This is a genomic window from Vibrio sp. J2-4, assembly GCF_021728155.1.
In the GTDB taxonomy this organism is placed as follows: Bacteria; Pseudomonadota; Gammaproteobacteria; order Enterobacterales; family Vibrionaceae; genus Vibrio; species Vibrio diabolicus.
Genome location: NZ_JAKKCN010000003.1, coordinates 877524 through 895806 on the forward strand (window position 1 = coordinate 877524; position 18283 = coordinate 895806).

Sequence of the window (18283 nt, forward strand, 5' to 3'; positions counted from 1 at the left end):
CTCACTCTTTACACTGTAAACTCGCTGCTCTTAACCTACATTATCAAGGAAGATAAATGAGTTATCGCGTCACCCTCTTAAATGCGACGGGAGAGTTGTCTCCACTCGCTGAGTATTTACATCAGAAACTTGATGACCTGAGCTCACAGCTTTCTAGTTACTTTGATTTAAGTAACGTTGACCTGACCATTAGCCCGTTTGATCGCAATGACGTACCGCAGACGGGGATTGGTGGCTATTGCTTAAGCGCCCATCGTGTAGAAATTTTGCTTGATACTCAACGTGCAGATATTAAAAACGTGATTGAGAAAGAACTAGCTGCGGTGCTAGCGCATGAGTTGCATCACCTTTTCCGTATGCGAGCAGGAGAGAATGGCGTTGCACTTGGTGATGTGCTGATTATGGAAGGGTTAGCTTGTCATTTCGAACGTAAGGTGAATGGTGGCGTCACTCCGAGCTTGTTTGAGAACATCAAAGATCAAGATTGGCGTCCTTTCTATGCTGAGATGAAAGACAAGCTGACCAGTTTAGATTACAACTTCGATGCTTACTTTCTTGGCAGTGATGAAAGCCGCTGGCCGAAGTACATGGGGTATTGGGTCGGGTACAACCTTGTCGCGGAATATCTGGCTGATTTTCAGGGCTCTGAGCTGGATTTGGTTGGAGCAAAAGCCGAGCTTTTCTATCAATAACTCCGTTACTAAACTTAAACTAATAAGCTGAGCCTTCAAAACAAAAAGCGCCTAAGTCATAAGACGTTAGGCGCTTTTATCGTTTTATAGTGACGACTTCTTCGAAGAGGCGAGTGTGCTTATTCGCTGATCGTCACCTTCTCAATAATGATTGGATCGCATGGCACATCATCGTGACCAAGTTTAGAGGTCGTTTTCACTTTCGCGATACGGTTTACGACATCCATACCCGCGGTCACTTTACCAAACACCGCGTAACCCCAGCCTAGGTTGGTGGTTGCAGTGTGGTCTAGAAAATCATTGTCTTCCAAGTTAATGAAGAACTGAGCTGTTGCAGAGTGTGGTGCATCGGTACGCGCCATTGCGATAGTGCCAACAAGGTTCTTTAGACCACGGTTTGCTTCGTTTGCGATCGGAGCGCGCGTTGGCTTTTCTGCCATGTCTTCGGTGTGACCGCCACCTTGGATCATAAAGCCGTCGATAACGCGGTGGAAAATGGTGCCGTTGTAGAAGCCATCTTCACAGTATTTTTTGAAGTTCTTTGAGCTAACTGGTGCTCGTTCTAGGTTCAGTTCAATCTCGATGTCACCGAAATTGGTGGTCATAATAATCATCTGGTTTTGCCCTTGTGGGTGCTAAGTTGGCGGCATTATAGCTAAGTCGCATTATGATAGCAGAAATAAAAACAGCGACGTTTTGGCGTCGCTGTTTGCATGTTGAGTGCTTGAGGAAAGCTCTAGACCGTAAAGCGACCGACTAAGTCGTACAGCTCGTTGGCTTTGTGGTTAAGGTTGCCACTGCCTGCACGGTTTTGATTCGCAAGGCTTGCCGACTGACTGCTTTGTTGAGAGATCACTTCGATGCGCTGTGAAATCTCTTGTCCAACTTGGCTTTGCTCTTCGGTCGCGGTAGCGATCAGCGTGTTCATGTCCATGATATTCGCAATCGCTGCTTGAATATCTTGCAGCGCAACCGATGCAGCACGTGCTTCTTCTACTGTCGCTTCGCCACGTGCTTGGCTAGATTCCATCGCTTTTACTGCGGCATCCGATCCAGCTTTAAGTTGATCGATCATCTTGTGAATGTCACCTGTGCTGTCCTGAGTGCGGCTTGCAAGCTTACGCACTTCATCCGCTACAACTGCGAATCCGCGTCCTTGGTCGCCCGCTCGTGCCGCTTCAATGGCGGCATTTAGCGCAAGCAAGTTGGTTTGTTCAGCAATATCTTGGATGACTTCAAGTGAGGATGAGATGTTCTGCACGTCACTCTCTAGACGTGAAATTACAGTGCTTGCTTCAGATACCTCATTTGCTAGCGCTTCAACGGAGTTAGCGGCGGAGTCCACGATGTGCTTCGCTTGTTGTGCGTTGTCATCGGCGTTTTTAGCGGAATCGGCGGCTTGGTTTGCATTGCCAGAGATCTCGTGAGCGGTGGCCGTCATTTCTGTCATTGCAGTCGCGACTTGTTCCGTTTCCTCACGTTGACCAGAAGCCAATTCATCCACTTGTGAGGCGCGTTGAGACATGTTGTTCGTTTCTGATACTACCTCTTGTCCGACATGGCTGACGCTCTTAATAATTCCTTGCAAGCTCTCAACGAAGATATTGAAGTTATGCGCGAGCTGCTTAAATTCTGGCACGCTAGATTCTTCCATCCGCGCGGTTAAGTCGGCGTCACCTTGCGCGAAAGATTGGATTGAGCTGTCAAACTGTTCGATAGGGCGCATAATGCTACGGTTGACGAGTACGGCAAAAATGGCCACGACAACGGCAATAGAGACACAAAACATAGCAATAGCGGCTAAGGTATTGTTTAGCTCATCGTTTGCTGTGTTTTCCATATCTGTAATGATCGCATCGATATCATCAGTATAAAAACCTGTGCCAATCATAATATCCCACTTGGGAATGAAGATGGAGTAGCTGAGTTTTGGTAATGCTTCGGTTTGTCCTAACTTAGGGAAGTAGTAGGTTGTGAAGTCACCCGTTTTGGCGTTTTTCAACAGGTCTTGGATCAGGTAGTTGCCTTTTTTGTCTTGAAGGTTATAGAAGTTTTCTCCAACCCCTTTGTTGTTTTTTCCGACAACAACACGCACGCCTTTTGAGTCGTACGCAAAAATATAACCTGATTGGCCGAACTCTAGCTCTTTGAGCACTGGAATAGCTTCTTGCAATGAGGCATTACGATCCAATAACGGTTTGAGTGCGGAATGAGCCATCTGCACATAGTTTTTCAGTTCCGCTTTCTTCATCGCCATCATCGTCGTGTGCGTATGATTGATTTGTTGTTGGTTGTAGGTACTGGTTTGGAGGTAGGTAAACCACATCATACCCAAAGCAATCGTTAACACGGGAATGATGGAAAGAATATAAAGTCGCTTTCTTATCGTTAGATTCATAGGTACTTCCTTACGTCTCGGCGCAGCGTTACAAACTGGTAAACTTCAATAGCTTTACCAAATAAAAGTGTTAATAATTATTTTTGTACTGATTGCAGATTAACCGAGTTGGCGGGTGAGAAGTACAGGAAGTTGGTGATCGTGGACGAGAGAGACTCACATTTTTAAGCAGGATCACAATTAGCGAGAGCATTGGCCCGAGTTGCAGCGGGAGCTACCAGTAAGCCAGTATGAGACACGATACCTATTGTTGGCAAAGCGCAGGTAAAGCCAGTCTGCAATTGGCTTGAGTAATGGCCAACGTAGTGGAGCATATAGCCAACCTCGTCCTACCAACTGCCATGCTCGGTGAGTCACATCAAGACCAAGTATCAGTTCATTGTTGTCATTCAGCGCATGCAAAATAGTATTGGCTTTTTGCGCGTCTATCTGTGGGTAATCAGAAAATTCATCGCTGTAGATATCGACGATTTTTATCGCTTGTTTTACATCTCGTCGCTTAAGTGCGTGCATTTCTTTGGCGCACAGTGGGCAAGTTCCGTCATAAAATATGGTGAGTTTTGTCATTGCGATCGTCTTATTATTTGATTTGTCTTACTGAGTTCTACGTGGCGATTTTTCTTTTGGTTCATTATGTTGCAGGTAGTGGTTCCAATTCGCGCGTATGTTCTCGTAGTTATATTGGCAAAAGTCTTTGCGATCTCGTAGGTAGTCTTTTTCAACTTCATCGAGAAGCGACTTGTACTGTTCCGGATCACTGCCGTACACTAAACATAAGGTAGAGAAGTAGCGTTGCAAATCAAAACTGTGCTCATCAATGTACTCACCGAAGTCGTAGTAGTCCGGTCTGTCATCGGACTCAAATGCGAACATGTCGGCGGCGCTAATGGCCATCTCTGCGCCATCTTCTAGGAAGTCAATCATTAAGATCGTGGCAAAATTATCGACGGCATCTTCTTCTTTTCCGAGAACAGGGATGTTTTGATCTTCGATGTAAGCATGCCCGGCTTCATGCAGCAAGGCGTGTAATAACGTATCTAACGCCCCTGTTTTTGGGGATTTTCCAAGGCGTTCTTCATACTGGTTATTGGAGAAGTAATTGAGTGATTCCAAATAAAAAGTGTAAGGAATGTGTATCGTGTGCGTATCGGGATCGTACATTGGGCCATCTTCTCCGCCGTAAATCAGTGTGAGTGGTTTGCGAAATGGAAAGTGGATCTGAGATAGCTCAAGAAAAATTGGGTTTACATCGCTGTTTTGGATAGATTGCAGGGCGATGTTTTCATGGGTTGTTTCCACGGGAGAATATTCAATACGGATATTTTCCGCTGCAGTGGCAGATGAGATGGCACAGAGTAATAGCACAGGGAAAAGCAAATGAATTTTCATGTAGGGCTCTTGTTATTTGAATAACTTACATAAAAATTATACATGTTTTTGTGTGATTCATAACTGGGATTGTTTTTATCACCCAGAATCGGGTAGTTAGCCTCGAAAGACTACCATGACAACACCGTACATTTTGGTTGCTGGGCCCTCCAAAAAGCCTATCAAAACACGTTTTATTCAGGAGACGATAGATAAGTGATTGGCTTTTAAGGTTTATTTTTTGGTGAGGCTAAGCTGAATTGGCTTTGCTCTTTTGTCTGTAAAAATGCTATTCAGCAGTTAATCATTATGGAATGAAACCATGGGATTGGTGAATGTCACTGAATTGAAGAAAATTATCAGCAATATGTTATAATCCGGCTCCGTTGTGACGAAAACGTTTGTTGCAGCTTGAGAGTTTCCTTGGATTCGGCTCGTTTACACACCATGAGCCAGAGTTGAAAAACTACGACAGGAACAAGCAAACCCAATTGTTTTGAACGCGATCTCGGCGTTTAGAGGTTACAACGGGAAGGAACTTTGTTTGATAGTAATTGACACATTCTGTTTAAGTAAGGGAGCCCCACGTGGTTCAGAAAGTGTCACCCAGAATTTACTCACAACACTATACCCCAAGCAGTAACGCACAGGTATTGCGAGGGGGCATTTGAAGGAGCTATATCGGCTCCTTTCACATTTAAGGGCTGGCTAACAGCGGAAAACTGACACATCGCTAAAGGAGCGTCCCTTAAACTAGCCTAAGGCGCATCTACACCAACTTTTGAGTATTTTCGAAACAGTAAAGCGAGAACATTTGCTATTGAATGAAGGTTAAATTAACACTCGATCATTACGGAGGATGAAGAGAACAATAATAAGAGGCGATATGAATCATTTAATATCTGTAGGTGCACTGGAGTCCTTCTTGGTCGCAATCAGTGTGCTTTTCCTGGGGCATTTTATTAATGCTAAGCTACCGATTTTAAAGAAGTTCAACATACCTGAGCCGATTGTAGGTGGCCTTATTGTGGCCTGCATGATTACTGCTCTTCATTTCAACGGCATCGACTTGGAGTTCGATTTGCCGTTACAAAATACGTTTATGTTAATGTTTTTTGCGACGGTTGGTTTGGCCGCAAATTACACTCAGTTGATGAAAGGAGGTGCGAAGGTTTTTATCTTCTTAGCTGTCGCATCGTTTTACATCATCATACAAAACGGCGTTGGCGTTTCACTCGCGGCGGCGCTCGGTTTAGATCCTTTGATGGGGTTAATTGCTGGCTCGATTACTCTGTCTGGTGGCCATGGTACAGGTGCTGCGTGGTCACAAACCTTCCAAGACGTGTATGGATTGGATAACGTTTTGGAAATTGCGATGGCATCAGCCACTTTTGGTTTGATCATCGGCGGTATCATTGGTAGCCCAGTGGCACAGCGCCTCGTAGAAAAAAACAGCATTGAATCGGAGTATGGTCGTGGTGGTCGGGATGCCAAAACTCACGAAAAATTCCCTGAGTTGGTGACCTACAACGAATACGAAGAAGATAAAGTAACGGCGAAAAAAGTGGTGGAGAAACTCTTCTTCCTACTGATCTGTGTTACGGGGGCGAAGTATGTTGAGCAATGGGTTAGCACGTATGAAATCTCATGGTTGATGATTCCAGACTTTGTTTATGCGCTGTTCATTGGTGTGATCATCACGAACTTCTTAGAGGTGACCAAGCTTCGTAAGTTAGACGCAGAAACCGTCGATATGCTCGGTACCGTTTCTTTGTCATTGTTCTTGGCGATGGCATTAATGAGCTTGAAGTTATGGAATATCTTTGACTTAGCGATTCCATTCTTGGTCATTTTAGCTGTGCAGTCTGTGGTCTTAGCTATCTTCACTTACTACGTCACGTTCAAAGTGATGGGACGCAATTACGACGCTGCGGTTATTGCGGGTGGTCACTGTGGTTTTGGCTTGGGGGCAACCCCAACAGCCGTGATGAACATGGGCTCTATCGTTAACCGATTTGGCCCGTCGCCGCAGGCATTTATGGTGGTGCCAATTGTGGGGGCTTTCTTTATCGACATCGTTAACTTAATCATTTTACAAGGTTACATTTCATTCCTTGGTTAAATTTAAGTTCATGATCTCCTGAGGTCGAAATAAAAACGGTCACAACACAGGTTGTGACCGTTTTTTTATGGCTCGATTTTGGCCGTTTATCGAACGACGGATTATTGAATGGTTCGGCTGAACTTGAGACTAGCTGTCCAACCAAGAACGCCGATGAAAGCGTAAATGCCAACGTTTAACCAACCCGCTTGAGGAATTGCATTAAATGGGCTTGGTGCAACAATGGCGTGCAGTGGAAGGTAAAGCACTTCGGAGAAGAACTGATCTAGGCCGTAATAGCCAAATAGTGCGATTGGCATCCAGCGCAGCGCATAAATGGCGATAAACAAAATGACCAGTGGTGAGTTCACTTTCTGAGAAATAGCCATTGCGGTTAATGCCAACGGTAACAGTAGAATACCGGCGAACAACATTCTGATTAAAAACTCTCCCCAATGCAGCAGCACGTAACCTAACGAGGCTTGGCGGTACAATAAAGCCAATTGGTGATCGGTAGAGGTGTTCAGCAACCACAGCATCAAATCTGCTGCGAGCACAAGCGCCGAGCAAACGAGCGGAATCACCAATAAGCCAAACCCTAGCTTCACTAAGTGAGTTTTTATATCGCTGACCGGCATACTACGCCAAAACATAATACTGCCCTCTGCGCGCTCTTTGCGCAGTGTTCTCGGGAAGTATTGAACGGCTAACAAGATAGACAGCAGTCCCGCCCCGCCGGTAATCAACATGTTTACATCGTCACCAAGCTCTTTGTGAATGTCACTAACATCACCACCAAAGCTCATTTGAAAAAACATATTGTGTTGTAGAGTGTCGTTACTCATTAAACTGACAAAGAGGATAAGTCCACATGCCAACACAAACAGTGGAATACGTAAAACAAGAGGGTTTTCTAACCACTCTTTTTGCAACATCGCGACAACTGAACGCATTACGCTGCCTCCTTCTGCAATGCTAAAAATAGATCCGCTAACTTCACCCCATGGATGGCCCCCATTGTTTCTGCTTGTTGGGCATACTGGGCTTTGAGTAACCATTTCGTTGAACCGAGCCCTTTTTGTGACGAGAGTGGGTTCATCGCTTCAATTTGTGTGCGGTATTCGTCGCTGGCCTCAAGGATGAAGTAGTCTTCACTGATACTGTCCATCGAGGTTTGCAGAACGGGGCGGCCATGCTTGAGAATCAGCACATCAGTCAGCAAGTGCTCAATCTCTGATACTTCATGACTGGCGATGATCAACACGCGCTCGCCGTCGTGAAACCATTCCAATAAGTGACGATAAAACGTATCACGATACACGAGATCTAACCCGAGTGTCGGTTCATCCAATATGAGGATTTGGGTGTTGGTCGCGATTACAATCGCAAGGTGCAATTGCACCTTCATCCCTTTGGATAAAGATTTGATGCGCGCACGAGGTTTGATGTCCGTTTGACGAAGCAGCGTATCTGCTTGGGCGCGATTGAACCCTGGATGCACGCCTTCGGTATAGTTAAGCAGTTGAGCGACAGTCATCCAATCTGGCAGAACGTTCACATCCGAGATGTAGGACAAGCTCTGCATTATTTTGTCGCGTTGCATAATGGGTTCAAATCCGTTGATACGAACAGTGCCTTGATATTCATGTGCGCCGAGTAGGGCATTAATAAGCGTTGATTTACCTGCGCCATTATGGCCGAGTAAGCCAAGTACTTGTCCTGCATGTAGGTCGAAACTCACTTCATGCAGTGCTTCTCCTTGTTGCTGATATTGCTTGGAGACGTTGTTTACACTGACTAATGCGCTCATTGGTCACCTTTCAAGTGTGGTTTTAGTTGTTGAATGAATTCGTCGAGTGACATATCCAGACGCTGTATTGTGTCGGCTATCTGCGGAATTTGTTGTTGAAGAAAACGTGCCTTCTCGTCTGCGAGCAATTTGAGCTTTGCCCCTGAAGCGACAAACATACCTTGACCGCGTTTTTTCTCTACTAACCCCTCATCAACAAGCAATTGATAGCCTTTCATGACGGTGAGGTGGTTAATTTTCATATCCGCAGAGATGCTACGAACTGAGGGTAGAGCATCGCCTTCTTGCCAGATACCTTGCAGTATTTGTTGAGTGATCTGGTCAGCCAACTGTCGAAAAATCGGTTGGCGATCATGCCAATTGGTCATGAGTGAATCTCTTGGCTGAAATGGTGTTATATATAGGTATAACACCTAGTGTGCCAGAGAGAAAGTAATAATTTAAAATTAAGCGTATGTTCCAGCCTTCGCTTTTCCTAAATATCTACCTATGTGATAGCTAATTTGAATACTCTGTTATGAGCATAAATTAAACACTTCTCATAAGTTGAGAAGTGTTATTTTTCTAATCCAATCAAGGCATTTACCACCAGCTTGGTATTGGTATTCTCATCTAATGATAATCAGTGAGATTTTGGGTACATCCATTTCTTACTTGATGAGAATTGACGGCAAATACACCCTAGAAAACAAAAGGTTCGAGAGGCAATCTGATTGACTTAGGCACCTATCTCACGTTGGGCGCTTGCTCAATGAATGAGAAAGAGGAGAGTAAAGAGGTCTCATGAATCAGGTAATATCTATCGGCCCACAAGAGTCGTTTCTCGTCGCAATTTGCGTGTTATTTTTAGGGCAGTTCATTAACACCAAATTACCAACCTTAAAGAAATTCAATATCCCAGAGCCAATTGTTGGTGGTCTAGTTGTGGCTTGCGTGATCACGACGATGCACTTAAATGGTGTGGATGTATCATTTGATTTGCCACTGCAAAACACCTTTATGCTGATGTTTTTTGCGACGGTTGGCTTAGCCGCGAATTACACCCAACTGATTAAAGGCGGTGCGAAGGTTTTCATCTTCCTTGTTGTGGCATCGGTCTACATTCTTATCCAAAATGCGGTCGGCGTATCCTTAGCAACCGCATTGGGGTTAGATCCACTCATGGGGTTGATCGCCGGCTCTATTACGCTTTCTGGCGGACATGGAACTGGTGCGGCGTGGTCGCAAACTTTTCAAGAAATGTATGGTTTGCACAATGTCCTAGAAGTGGCGATGGCTTCTGCTACGTTTGGCTTGGTCATGGGCGGGATTATTGGCAGCCCTGTCGCGCAAAAGTTACTCAACAAGCACAACTTAGAATCGGAATACGGACGCACCAACCAAAGCCATCAGAGTTTCCCTGAATTGGTGACCTATAACGAACATGAAGAAGATCGTGTCACGGCGAAAAGAGTTGTAGAAAGCTTATCCATTATTTTGCTTTGCGTGACAGGCGCGAGCTATCTGGAGAGTTGGGTGAGCAGTTTTGGCATCAAGTGGTTGATGATCCCAGATTTTGTTTATGCGCTGTTTATTGGTGTTGTCATCACCAACATCATGGAAGTGACCAAGGTGCGCAAGGTTGATTTAGAAACCGTTGATATTCTTGGTACGGTTTCGCTATCGCTGTTCCTTGCCATGGCTCTGATGAGCTTGAAATTGTGGAATATCTTTGATCTTGCGATCCCGTTCCTTATTATTCTTGCTATTCAGTCGGCCGTACTCGCGGTGTTCACTTATTACATAACATTCCGCATGATGGGCAGTAATTACGATGCCGCGGTGATCGCCAGTGGACACTGTGGTTTCGGTTTAGGTGCCACACCGACTGCGGTCATGAATATGGGCTCTATCGTGAGTCGTTATGGTCCATCACCACAAGCATTTATGGTAGTACCAATTGTCGGTGCATTCTTCATCGACATTGTGAACTTAGTGATTTTGCAAGGCTGCATTGCTTTTATTAAATAGCCCCCGCTTCTTTCAACTTAACATAACAAAGCCAGTCCCTTGAGATTGGCTTTGTTATTTGTAACACGAAATCTTGTTTCTCTGACTTCAAGCCGTGAAATCAATACGTTACTATGATGACATAGTGTTCAGTTTTACAGCAGCATGAGGTACCCACATGTCTGAAAAAATATCGACGTCGGCATTAGCTAAAATGCGCAAGGTTGAAGCCAAGCTGTTGTTTGCCGATCTCAAACGTGCCGGCTACATTGTTCGTCAAGACGAAAAATGGATTCTGACGGAAGAAGGCGCCAAGTTTGGCGGCGAGTATGTGGATCACCCTAAATTTGGCCAGTTCATCGTCTGGCCGACCAATTTACATATTGAGCTGACTTCCAGCTCAGGGAAAACATTAAGCGCCACGCAGCTGGGTGAAAAGCTGAAACTGAATGCGAAGCGCATGAACCAACTGTTGAGTGAGTTGGGGTGGATCGCCAAATCTGAAGAAGGTTGGAGTGTCACTGAAGCTGGTATACGCGCTGGTGGCCAGCAAAGAACCGATAAAGAGACACAAAATACCTTTGTCGTATGGCACGATGTGGTGCTGCGTAATAAGCGTCTTAAGCAGTCTGTCATTGAATTTTTAGGGCAAGATGCCGAGTCACACTCCACGGATAAATCGTACTCAAGCTTTCGCCAAAAGTTTGAAGCCAAACACCGAACATTAGATGGGCATTACGTGCGCTCTAAGGGGGAGTTGCTCATCGACAACTGGCTGTACTTGGCTGGTGTGGTGCACGCTTATGAGCGTCAACTGCCGATTGACCAAGGTGTCACCAGTGATTTCTATTTGCCAGGCGGTAAAGTCTATTTACAGTTTTGGGGAAGTGATACTGGGGAGATGGCTGAGGCTGACCGTGAGACCATTCGTACTGTTTATGAGCAGCATCATTTTAACCTTATCGAAGTCGAACCGAGTGAACTAGACAAGTTAGATGAAGTGCTGCCTAAGCGTCTTCGTCAGTTTGGTATTAAAGCTTATTAACGGCTTAAGCCCGCTGTTCAGATAAGAAAAAACCCGTGATCAATCACGGGTTTCGTATTTTTAGCGTGCATCTAGGCTGTCATCCTATGGATTAAAAACCTTTGATGTTTTCCGCTTCTAGCTCCGAGAAGTACTTCACAGTCTTCACTTTCAGTTCTTGTTGAGCTGGCTCGTCACATACGATCACTGCTTTAGGGTGAAGTTGAAGTGCAGAAACCGTCCATAGGTGGTTTACACAACCTTCTACTGCTGCTTCAAGTGCTTGAGCTTTGTTATGACCTGTTACCAGAATCATCACTTCTTCTGCGTCTAGCAGCGTACCCACACCGATAGTCAGTGCGTATTTAGGCACTTGGTTGATATCGCCGTCAAAGAAGCGAGAGTTCGCAATGCGAGTGTCTTCAGTCAGTGTCTTGATGCGAGTACGAGAAGACAGAGATGACGCTGGCTCGTTGAACGCGATGTGACCGTCGTTACCCACGCCGCCCATGAACAAGTTGATCTTGCCGTAAGACTTAATTTTGTCTTCGTAACGCTTACATTCTGCGTCGTGATCGTCAGTGTTGCCGTTCAGTAGGTTGATGTTTTCTTCTTGGATATCAATGTGATTAAAGAAGTTGTTGTACATGAACGAGCGGTAAGACTCTGGGTGATCTGCAGGGATGCCAATGTACTCATCCATGTTGAAAGTCACGACGTTTTTGAAGCTCACTTCGCCGGCTTGGTAAAGCTCGATTAGGGCTTTGTAGGTTGCTAGAGGAGTGCCACCAGTTGGTAGACCCAGAACGAATGGACGCTCAGCAGTAGGTTTAAAGTCGTTGATACGCTTAGCGATATGCGCAGCTGCCCACTTACCTACTTGTGCTGCTCGAGTTAACGGGATAAGTCTCATTTTGTGCCCCTAGTTATTGGAATTTACGATGTACCGAAACATTAATTCGCATTATAAAATAAGTAATGACGAACTGCTATTGTTTTAGGTCAAAATTTTGCTTTTTCTTTAACCAGTGTTGATTTTATCGACTGTTTTTATATCTAAATGCTTTTATAAGCCGATTTTTTACAAAGAAATTGCATTATGAAACTGACGAATTGATAGATAAAATTTATGATCTAAATTAAGTTCTGTCTTCGCACTTAACCTTGTTTTTTAACAACCTACAGAGTGTGAAACCGCACACGAACTTCAAATATTATGGGATGGACATGGCACGACGCTCATTCCTTAACCATAATTGAAATGTGTAAACCAGTGAGGAATTCGGTATGAAAAATGAGTTAGATCCGAGCAAAGTACTACAGGCTTACGAATGTGTGATGAACAACGGTACACCAACCGAATTTGGCAAAATGTATGAAGGTGTAGAAGCGTTTTCCGATTACGACGGGTACAACGTTTTCTTACGAGGGAATGGTGTTGAGCTAAAGGTTGGCTTCCACAATACCTATCAATTGGAGTACGACCAAGAGCACTTGAAAGAGAGCTTTTTGAAAAAGATCGCGATGCTTGCAAAGTAGACTGGCAGCACTAAATACTAAAAAAGCCCTTGGGAGAACGCGCCCTTGGGCTTTAGGAGAAGAAATGAGCTTGTTTTGCTCGCTCAGTCAAACCAAACGAGCTTTCGCCTACTGCTAGAAAAAGGCGAGAATTAGTTTATTTGGTTATTAATCGTCTTCGACCAAACTCTCTTCAATGTAATCTTCTGTCGCGTCAGGCTTATTACGACCATTTAGCGTGTGGAAGCGCTTGCGACCACGAGCAAGTTGGGTGTACTTTAGCCACGTACGCTCAAGTTTTGTTTTTGCTTTGCCTGGGTTTTCTAGCACCTTGATGAAGTGTTTCTCTTCGCTATTTTCAGGTGTTAATTCGCCTGACTCTAAGCCAAGCATAGTATCCCCATAAATTGTTAGGATTTCCTCTTCCGAGAGAGTAAAATCGCCAGACTTTGCAAAGCCGCGTGGGAATTTTACGTTGTCGTAAAAACGTTTTTTGCCATGACGGAATTCAGTGTCAGACATGTCAACAGCCTCTGTAACCGTTATTGATGAATGTAGTGAACTACGGCGAAAATTAGGCGTAAAGCTAACAAAAGAAAAACAAAACTTTTTTGTCGTCATGATTTTAATTAGTTGTTAATCTGGTTTTATATTAACCAGGAGATGGTTTATGGATGTAAAAGTCTTTCGAACATTTTTAGAGCTGGCAAGGGTTCGTCACTTCGGACGCGCCGCTGAGAATCTTTATATTACCCAAGCTGCAGTGAGCGCACGTATCAAACAATTGGAAAGTTACTTCGATACGCAATTGTTTATTCGTGATCGAAATAACATAAAGTTGACCTCTGCAGGTGAGCGCTTAATCAGTTATGCAGAGGTGATGGTCACCACATTGCAACAAGCGAAGCTAGAGTTATCGCTTGAAGATGGTAAAGCGCTGCAATTAACGTTAGGTGGTACGCCAAATATTTGGGACGCCTACTTGCAGAACTGTTTAAGTGTCGTCACGGATTCATTTGGAGGCTATGGCTTCATGGCTGAAGTGATGGGGCGGGAAATGCTCAGTCGCAGCTTGCTAGAGCGCACGTTAGATATGGCATTTGCGTTCGACCAAATCAAAGCTGATGAGCTTAACTGCAAAAAAGTGGCCGATGTTGTTCTCGTTCTGGTATCGACTGAGAAAGACTCTTTAGACACCGTTTTTGAAAACAAATACGTGTATGTGGATTGGGGAACGCGCTTCTCATCAGAACATTCTGAACGTCACCCTAAGATCCCGGCTCCGTATCTGCGCACGTCAACAGCGCGTATAGCATTGGACTTTATTTTAGAGAAGGGCGGTGCCGCTTACTTACCCATCTCTCTGGTAGAGCCATTTATCGCTAACGGGCAGCTTCACAAGGTGTCTGGCGTAGAAGATTGGTGTCGCCCTATCTATTTGAGCTATCGTAAAGCTAGCTCGTCTGTAGACGCGATTAAGCAAGTGGAAGAAATTGTCAAAGAGATTGATCCACTGACGGCTTACAGTTTTCAGCAAATTGGTTCCGGCACTTCCGACGAATAGCGTTGAGTGAAAAGTCAGAGAAATTAAAAAGCCGCCTTGGCAAATCCAGGCGGCTTTCTTTTTATCTCGATGAATCGATAGCTATGGCAAGTCAAATAGCAGGGCGGTTGTGCTCTCGTTCGATGTATTGCGTAAAACAACCTTACTTTGTTGTTCGATCTTCGCGCCGTCGCCTGCCGTCAAGGTGGTATTGTCGATGCTAAGGCTTCCCGTTACTTGGTGAACGAATAAGTTTCTACCCGATTCTATCTCAAAGTTAAGTTCGCTATTTGGTTCAAGAATTAACTGATGTAATGTGGCATCTTGCTTAATAAGTAGCGTACCGTTTTCTCCTGTTGGAGTCGCGATAGTTGTTAATCCAGGCGTGCGACCAAAGTCTTTTTGCTGATAACCTGGTTTGGTTCCAAATGTATTTGGCTGAATCCAAATTTGTAGAAAGTGCAGCGTGTCGCGGTTCGACGCATTGTACTCACTGTGGTAAATCCCTTTCCCTGCCGACATGAGTTGGAATTCCCCAGCAGGTAATGTTTTCACGTTACCTTCGCTGTCTTTGTGTGCGATAACACCTTCCAGCACATAGCTGATGATCTCCATATCACGATGGCCATGTGTATCAAAACCTGCGCCAGGTTGGACTACATCGTCATTGATGACTCTCAATTCAGAAAAGCCCATATGTTGTGGATCGTAATAGCTACCGAAAGAAAACGTATGTTTGCTATCAAGCCAACCAAAGTTTGCTCGACCTCGGTCTGCTGCAAGTCTTACCGTAATCATAAGACCTCCCTAAGAGAGCTTTTTGTTCAAGAAGTTATCTAGCGCGACCTTACCTGCGCCAGAAAACGCCAGTGAAACACTTGCTGCCAGTAAAGCTAAGCCAAACTCGTAACCGTTGTTTGCCATGAACAAACCGTTTTCAAAGTGGACGGAGAATATCGCTACCACCATCGTGAACGCTAAAGCAACGGCTGCTGGGCGAGTTAGCAGGCCAAGCAAGATGAACAAGCCGCCAAAGAACTCTGCGCTGCCAGCAAGGAATGCCATTAGCACGCCAGGACCTAAACCGATGGATGCCATCCACTGACCTGTACCTTCTAACCCATAGCCACCAAACCAACCAAACAGTTTTTGTGCGCCGTGCGCCATAAAGATAATGCCGATTGGAATGCGAAGTGATAGTGCGCTGTAACCTGCGTTTGAAGTGGTGATTTTCTGTAATAGTGCTTTCATGATTCTGTCCTCTGACTCTTTTCAATGAGTGGGAAGCGTGTGCTCCCGTGCTGTTGAGAACAGTTTAGGTGGCGGTGAGAATAAAAATAACGGGAGTATTTTGATAAACTCGTTCTAAAAAGTTGAATAATGGTTTTTTGTTATTTTTAATCAGTTGCTTGAGTGTTTTTTATGAGTTTTTTATGCCAGTTTTGTCGTGTTTTAAATCAGGATCCATCATTATTTTCGATAAACATTTTTGCTGTTAAACAAAAAAAGAGCACAGGTTGCTGTGCTCTATTGCTTTCGCTATTAACAAGGGAGAAAGGTGTGTTAAAGAAAACCGTCAGAGGTTCATTAAGCTCTCTAGTGACTCCTCTACATTGTTGTAGTGATAGGTTCGAATATTACGCCCATCCGTGGCATTAATTTGAATTTCTGAGATCTCGTTATCTGAGTCTCGTTCGATAATTCCAATTGAATGATCTACGGATTTACTGGTAATAACCTTTTGGTTTCTTAGTACAATTACGCAAGTGTGTAAGTCCATGCCAATTCCCTTTAGCCGACGTTGTTGTGATGTTCTGAATCTAACTTTAGTGTACAAAAGCGCTAATGCCAATAAATCTCAATATTGAGTTCCGAAAATGGCTAATTGTAGACGCTTAAGCAAGCTACAATAACATTATATTGAACGATGCCTATGAACAATAAATGACAAAAGGCATGAGCAAGGAAAGCACTATGTTTATTCACCCCCATACCTCACTGACTTTCGAGCAGTGTCATAAGGCGCGAGTCGCGCGAGACAGCCGCTTTGATGGGCGATTTTATGTGGCTGTGAAAACAACGGGGATCTTTTGTCGCCCAATTTGTCCGGCTAATTTACCTAAAGAAGAAAATGTAGATTACTTCACCGATAAAGCGCAAGCTCTCCAAGCGGGGTACCGTCCATGTTTGCGCTGTCGACCTGATAGCGCGCCGGGTTCTTGGGCATGGAAAGGCGTAGAAACGACCTTTCAACGAGCGATTTCGTTAATTGATCGAGGGGAGTTGCATCACCACTCGGTGTCTGAGCTAGCAGAGCGTGTTGGGATTTCGGATCGCTACTTACGTATGTTGTTTGAGCAGTATCTAGGCATGTCACCCAAGCAGTATGCGCAATATCAACAATTAATGTTCGCCAAACAGTTACTTCATTCCAGTTCTATGTCGGTCACGGAAGTAGGCTTTGCCGCCGGTTTTAATAGTACACGCCGCTTTAACGATGCTTTCCAAAAGTTTCTCAAACTGACGCCTTCTCAAGTCCGTCGCAAAGAGTTTGACGGTATGGGTAGCAATCGAATTGCCTTGCCTTATCGAGGTGAATTGAATTGGCAGCACATGTTGGACTTCTACCGTTTACGAGCGATTGAGGGGGTTGAGCTGGTGAGTGATGAGAGTTATCAGCGCAACGTTTGTCTGGATACCAGTAAAGCGTGGTTTAAAGCAACCAAAGGTGAAGGGTACCTAGAGCTAGCGTTTGAAATTGAAGACGTAACGAAGCTGCAAAACTTGGTGTCTGACATTCGTCGTATGTTCGATCTTGACGCCGATATTTGTACTGTTGAGCAGCATTTGGATTATGTTGCACCAGGGCTTGTGTCGAGTAAAGGTATTCGGATTCCTGGTGTATGGAATGCATGGGAGGCTGGAGTTCGAGCGATTTTAGGCCAACAAGTGTCGGTTAAAGCGGCGATTGGTCAACTTAACTTATTGGTGACCACACTTGGTGGAGAGTCAGAAAAACGCTTTTTCCCGACACCAGATGCGATAGCGAATGCCGACGTGAGCTTTTTGCGCATGCCGCAAAGCCGTAAAGAGACGCTAGTGCGCTTCGCCCAGTTCATGCAGGATAACTCAGACGCCGACCCCCAGCAGTGGCTAGCCTTGAAAGGCATTGGACCTTGGACAGTCAGTTATGCTCAACTGCGAGGGCAATCTCAACCCGATTGCTTTTTAGATAAAGATTTAGTGGTGAAAAAGGCGATGCAGCGTTACCCATCACTGAATACGCACACTGCGGCCCCTTGGGGAAGCTACGCGACGTTTCACTTATGGAATCAATCATGAAAACATTTTATACCGAAATGCCGAGCCCATTAGGAACGGTGACCATCCAATCTAACGCTGAGGGCTTGCTTGGCATTTGGTTTGAAACATGCACCACTAAGCCGAGTGAACTGGGAGCGCGAGACGCTCAACACCCAGTTTTGCGCCAAGCTGTTACCCAGTTGAATGAATATTTTTCTGGCCTACGTAATGAATTTGAGCTGCCTTTGGCGGCTACAGGCACGGATTTTCAAAATCAAGTTTGGCAGGCACTAACTACCATTCCATACGGCGAAACGTGGAGCTATCAAGATCTCGCCAACGCGATTGGCAACCCTAAAGCTGTGCGCGCTGTTGGGTTGGCAAACGGAAAAAATCCTATTTCTATCGTGGTGCCTTGTCATCGCGTTATTGGCAAAAGCGGTAAATTGACAGGGTATGCTGGTGGAGTAGAGCGCAAGCAACGTTTACTTGCGTTGGAGCAAGGTACACCGCTTTAAGTGAGGCGATTCTCATATT

20 protein-coding genes are annotated in these 18283 nt (G+C 44.9%); 8 read left to right on the forward strand and 12 right to left on the reverse strand.

Going from position 1 to position 18283, the window contains the following annotated elements; genetic code table 11:
• The first annotated feature begins 56 nt into the window (after positions 1 to 56).
• A complete protein-coding gene (locus tag L3V32_RS14090) occupies positions 57 to 692 on the forward strand; it encodes a DUF2268 domain-containing putative Zn-dependent protease (RefSeq protein WP_114322672.1) in 636 nt (211 codons plus the stop codon).
• A gap of 119 nt (positions 693 to 811) precedes the next feature.
• Here the strand turns inward: L3V32_RS14090 and L3V32_RS14095 are convergent, their stop codons facing one another.
• The 4 genes from L3V32_RS14095 to L3V32_RS14110 form a co-directional block, all read right to left on the reverse strand.
• Positions 812 to 1306 carry a peptidylprolyl isomerase gene (locus L3V32_RS14095; protein ID WP_020195057.1) on the reverse strand — a complete coding sequence of 165 codons (495 nt, stop codon included), beginning with the start codon at positions 1304 to 1306 and terminating at the stop codon, positions 812 to 814.
• 122 nt (positions 1307 to 1428) lie between these two features.
• Positions 1429 to 3090, reverse strand: coding sequence for a methyl-accepting chemotaxis protein (locus tag L3V32_RS14100; protein WP_114322671.1), 1662 nt, complete (start codon positions 3088 to 3090; stop codon positions 1429 to 1431).
• A 180-nt stretch (positions 3091 to 3270) separates the two neighbouring features.
• On the reverse strand, positions 3271 to 3657 hold the full coding sequence (locus L3V32_RS14105; RefSeq protein ID WP_005392063.1) for a thiol-disulfide oxidoreductase DCC family protein: 387 nt from the start codon (positions 3655 to 3657) through the stop codon (positions 3271 to 3273).
• 27 nt (positions 3658 to 3684) lie between these two features.
• Positions 3685 to 4479, reverse strand: a complete 795-nt coding sequence (locus L3V32_RS14110; protein WP_237284554.1) for a DUF4344 domain-containing metallopeptidase — start codon at positions 4477 to 4479, stop codon at positions 3685 to 3687.
• Positions 4480 to 5344: 865 nt separating this feature from the next.
• Here L3V32_RS14110 and gltS (L3V32_RS14115) point away from each other — a divergent pair.
• Positions 5345 to 6580, forward strand: a complete 1236-nt coding sequence (gene gltS / locus L3V32_RS14115; protein WP_006740921.1) for a sodium/glutamate symporter — start codon at positions 5345 to 5347, stop codon at positions 6578 to 6580.
• Positions 6581 to 6681: 101 nt separating this feature from the next.
• Here the strand turns inward: gltS (L3V32_RS14115) and L3V32_RS14120 are convergent, their stop codons facing one another.
• Genes L3V32_RS14120 through L3V32_RS14130 form a run of 3 tightly spaced genes read right to left on the reverse strand, consistent with a single transcriptional unit; the run spans position 6682 to position 8737 of the window.
• Positions 6682 to 7512 carry a hypothetical protein gene (locus tag L3V32_RS14120; RefSeq protein ID WP_237284555.1) on the reverse strand — a complete coding sequence of 277 codons (831 nt, stop codon included), beginning with the start codon at positions 7510 to 7512 and terminating at the stop codon, positions 6682 to 6684.
• Positions 7512 to 8369, reverse strand: coding sequence for an ABC transporter ATP-binding protein (locus L3V32_RS14125; RefSeq protein WP_005392047.1), 858 nt, complete (start codon positions 8367 to 8369; stop codon positions 7512 to 7514). Before L3V32_RS14125 ends, L3V32_RS14120 begins: the two co-directional genes overlap by 1 nt.
• Positions 8366 to 8737 carry a GntR family transcriptional regulator gene (locus tag L3V32_RS14130; RefSeq protein WP_005392046.1) on the reverse strand — a complete coding sequence of 124 codons (372 nt, stop codon included), beginning with the start codon at positions 8735 to 8737 and terminating at the stop codon, positions 8366 to 8368. Before L3V32_RS14130 ends, L3V32_RS14125 begins: the two co-directional genes overlap by 4 nt.
• Positions 8738 to 9152: 415 nt before the next feature.
• Between L3V32_RS14130 and gltS (L3V32_RS14135) the strand changes: the two genes are divergently transcribed.
• Positions 9153 to 10379: a sodium/glutamate symporter gene (gene gltS / locus L3V32_RS14135; RefSeq protein ID WP_046875620.1), complete on the forward strand. Its 1227-nt coding sequence runs from the start codon at positions 9153 to 9155 to the stop codon at positions 10377 to 10379.
• Positions 10380 to 10536: 157 nt separating this feature from the next.
• A complete protein-coding gene (locus L3V32_RS14140; protein ID WP_237284556.1) occupies positions 10537 to 11403 on the forward strand; it encodes a glycerol kinase in 867 nt (288 codons plus the stop codon).
• 91 nt (positions 11404 to 11494) lie between these two features.
• On the opposite strand, the gene nagB is transcribed toward L3V32_RS14140, so the two are convergent.
• On the reverse strand, positions 11495 to 12295 hold the full coding sequence (gene nagB, locus L3V32_RS14145) for a glucosamine-6-phosphate deaminase (RefSeq protein WP_006740926.1): 801 nt from the start codon (positions 12293 to 12295) through the stop codon (positions 11495 to 11497).
• 374 nt (positions 12296 to 12669) lie between these two features.
• On the opposite strand from nagB, the gene L3V32_RS14150 reads away from it, so the two are divergent.
• On the forward strand, positions 12670 to 12921 hold the full coding sequence (locus L3V32_RS14150; protein ID WP_005392042.1) for a DUF3081 domain-containing protein: 252 nt from the start codon (positions 12670 to 12672) through the stop codon (positions 12919 to 12921).
• A 147-nt stretch (positions 12922 to 13068) separates the two neighbouring features.
• On the opposite strand, the gene L3V32_RS14155 is transcribed toward L3V32_RS14150, so the two are convergent.
• A complete protein-coding gene (locus tag L3V32_RS14155; RefSeq protein ID WP_005392041.1) occupies positions 13069 to 13422 on the reverse strand; it encodes a DUF413 domain-containing protein in 354 nt (117 codons plus the stop codon).
• A 148-nt stretch (positions 13423 to 13570) separates the two neighbouring features.
• Between L3V32_RS14155 and L3V32_RS14160 the strand changes: the two genes are divergently transcribed.
• A complete protein-coding gene (locus L3V32_RS14160) occupies positions 13571 to 14464 on the forward strand; it encodes a LysR family transcriptional regulator (RefSeq protein WP_005374436.1) in 894 nt (297 codons plus the stop codon).
• Between the two features lie 81 nt (positions 14465 to 14545).
• Here L3V32_RS14160 and L3V32_RS14165 read toward each other — a convergent pair whose 3' ends face one another.
• From L3V32_RS14165 to L3V32_RS14175, 3 genes are all read right to left on the reverse strand, one after another.
• On the reverse strand, positions 14546 to 15241 hold the full coding sequence (locus L3V32_RS14165) for a pirin family protein (RefSeq protein ID WP_237284557.1): 696 nt from the start codon (positions 15239 to 15241) through the stop codon (positions 14546 to 14548).
• Positions 15242 to 15250: 9 nt separating this feature from the next.
• A complete protein-coding gene (locus L3V32_RS14170; RefSeq protein ID WP_074190260.1) occupies positions 15251 to 15694 on the reverse strand; it encodes a DoxX family protein in 444 nt (147 codons plus the stop codon).
• Between the two features lie 325 nt (positions 15695 to 16019).
• A complete protein-coding gene (locus tag L3V32_RS14175) occupies positions 16020 to 16223 on the reverse strand; it encodes a hypothetical protein (protein WP_017633816.1) in 204 nt (67 codons plus the stop codon).
• 194 nt (positions 16224 to 16417) lie between these two features.
• Here L3V32_RS14175 and L3V32_RS14180 point away from each other — a divergent pair, with 194 nt between their 5' ends.
• Both L3V32_RS14180 and L3V32_RS14185 read left to right on the forward strand, forming a co-directional pair.
• Entirely contained in the window at positions 16418 to 17785 is a 1368-nt protein-coding gene (locus tag L3V32_RS14180; RefSeq protein ID WP_237284558.1) for an AlkA N-terminal domain-containing protein, read from the forward strand.
• Positions 17782 to 18264: a methylated-DNA--[protein]-cysteine S-methyltransferase gene (locus L3V32_RS14185; RefSeq protein ID WP_134646323.1), complete on the forward strand. Its 483-nt coding sequence runs from the start codon at positions 17782 to 17784 to the stop codon at positions 18262 to 18264. Before L3V32_RS14180 ends, L3V32_RS14185 begins: the two co-directional genes overlap by 4 nt.
• Positions 18265 to 18283 lie beyond the last annotated feature (19 nt).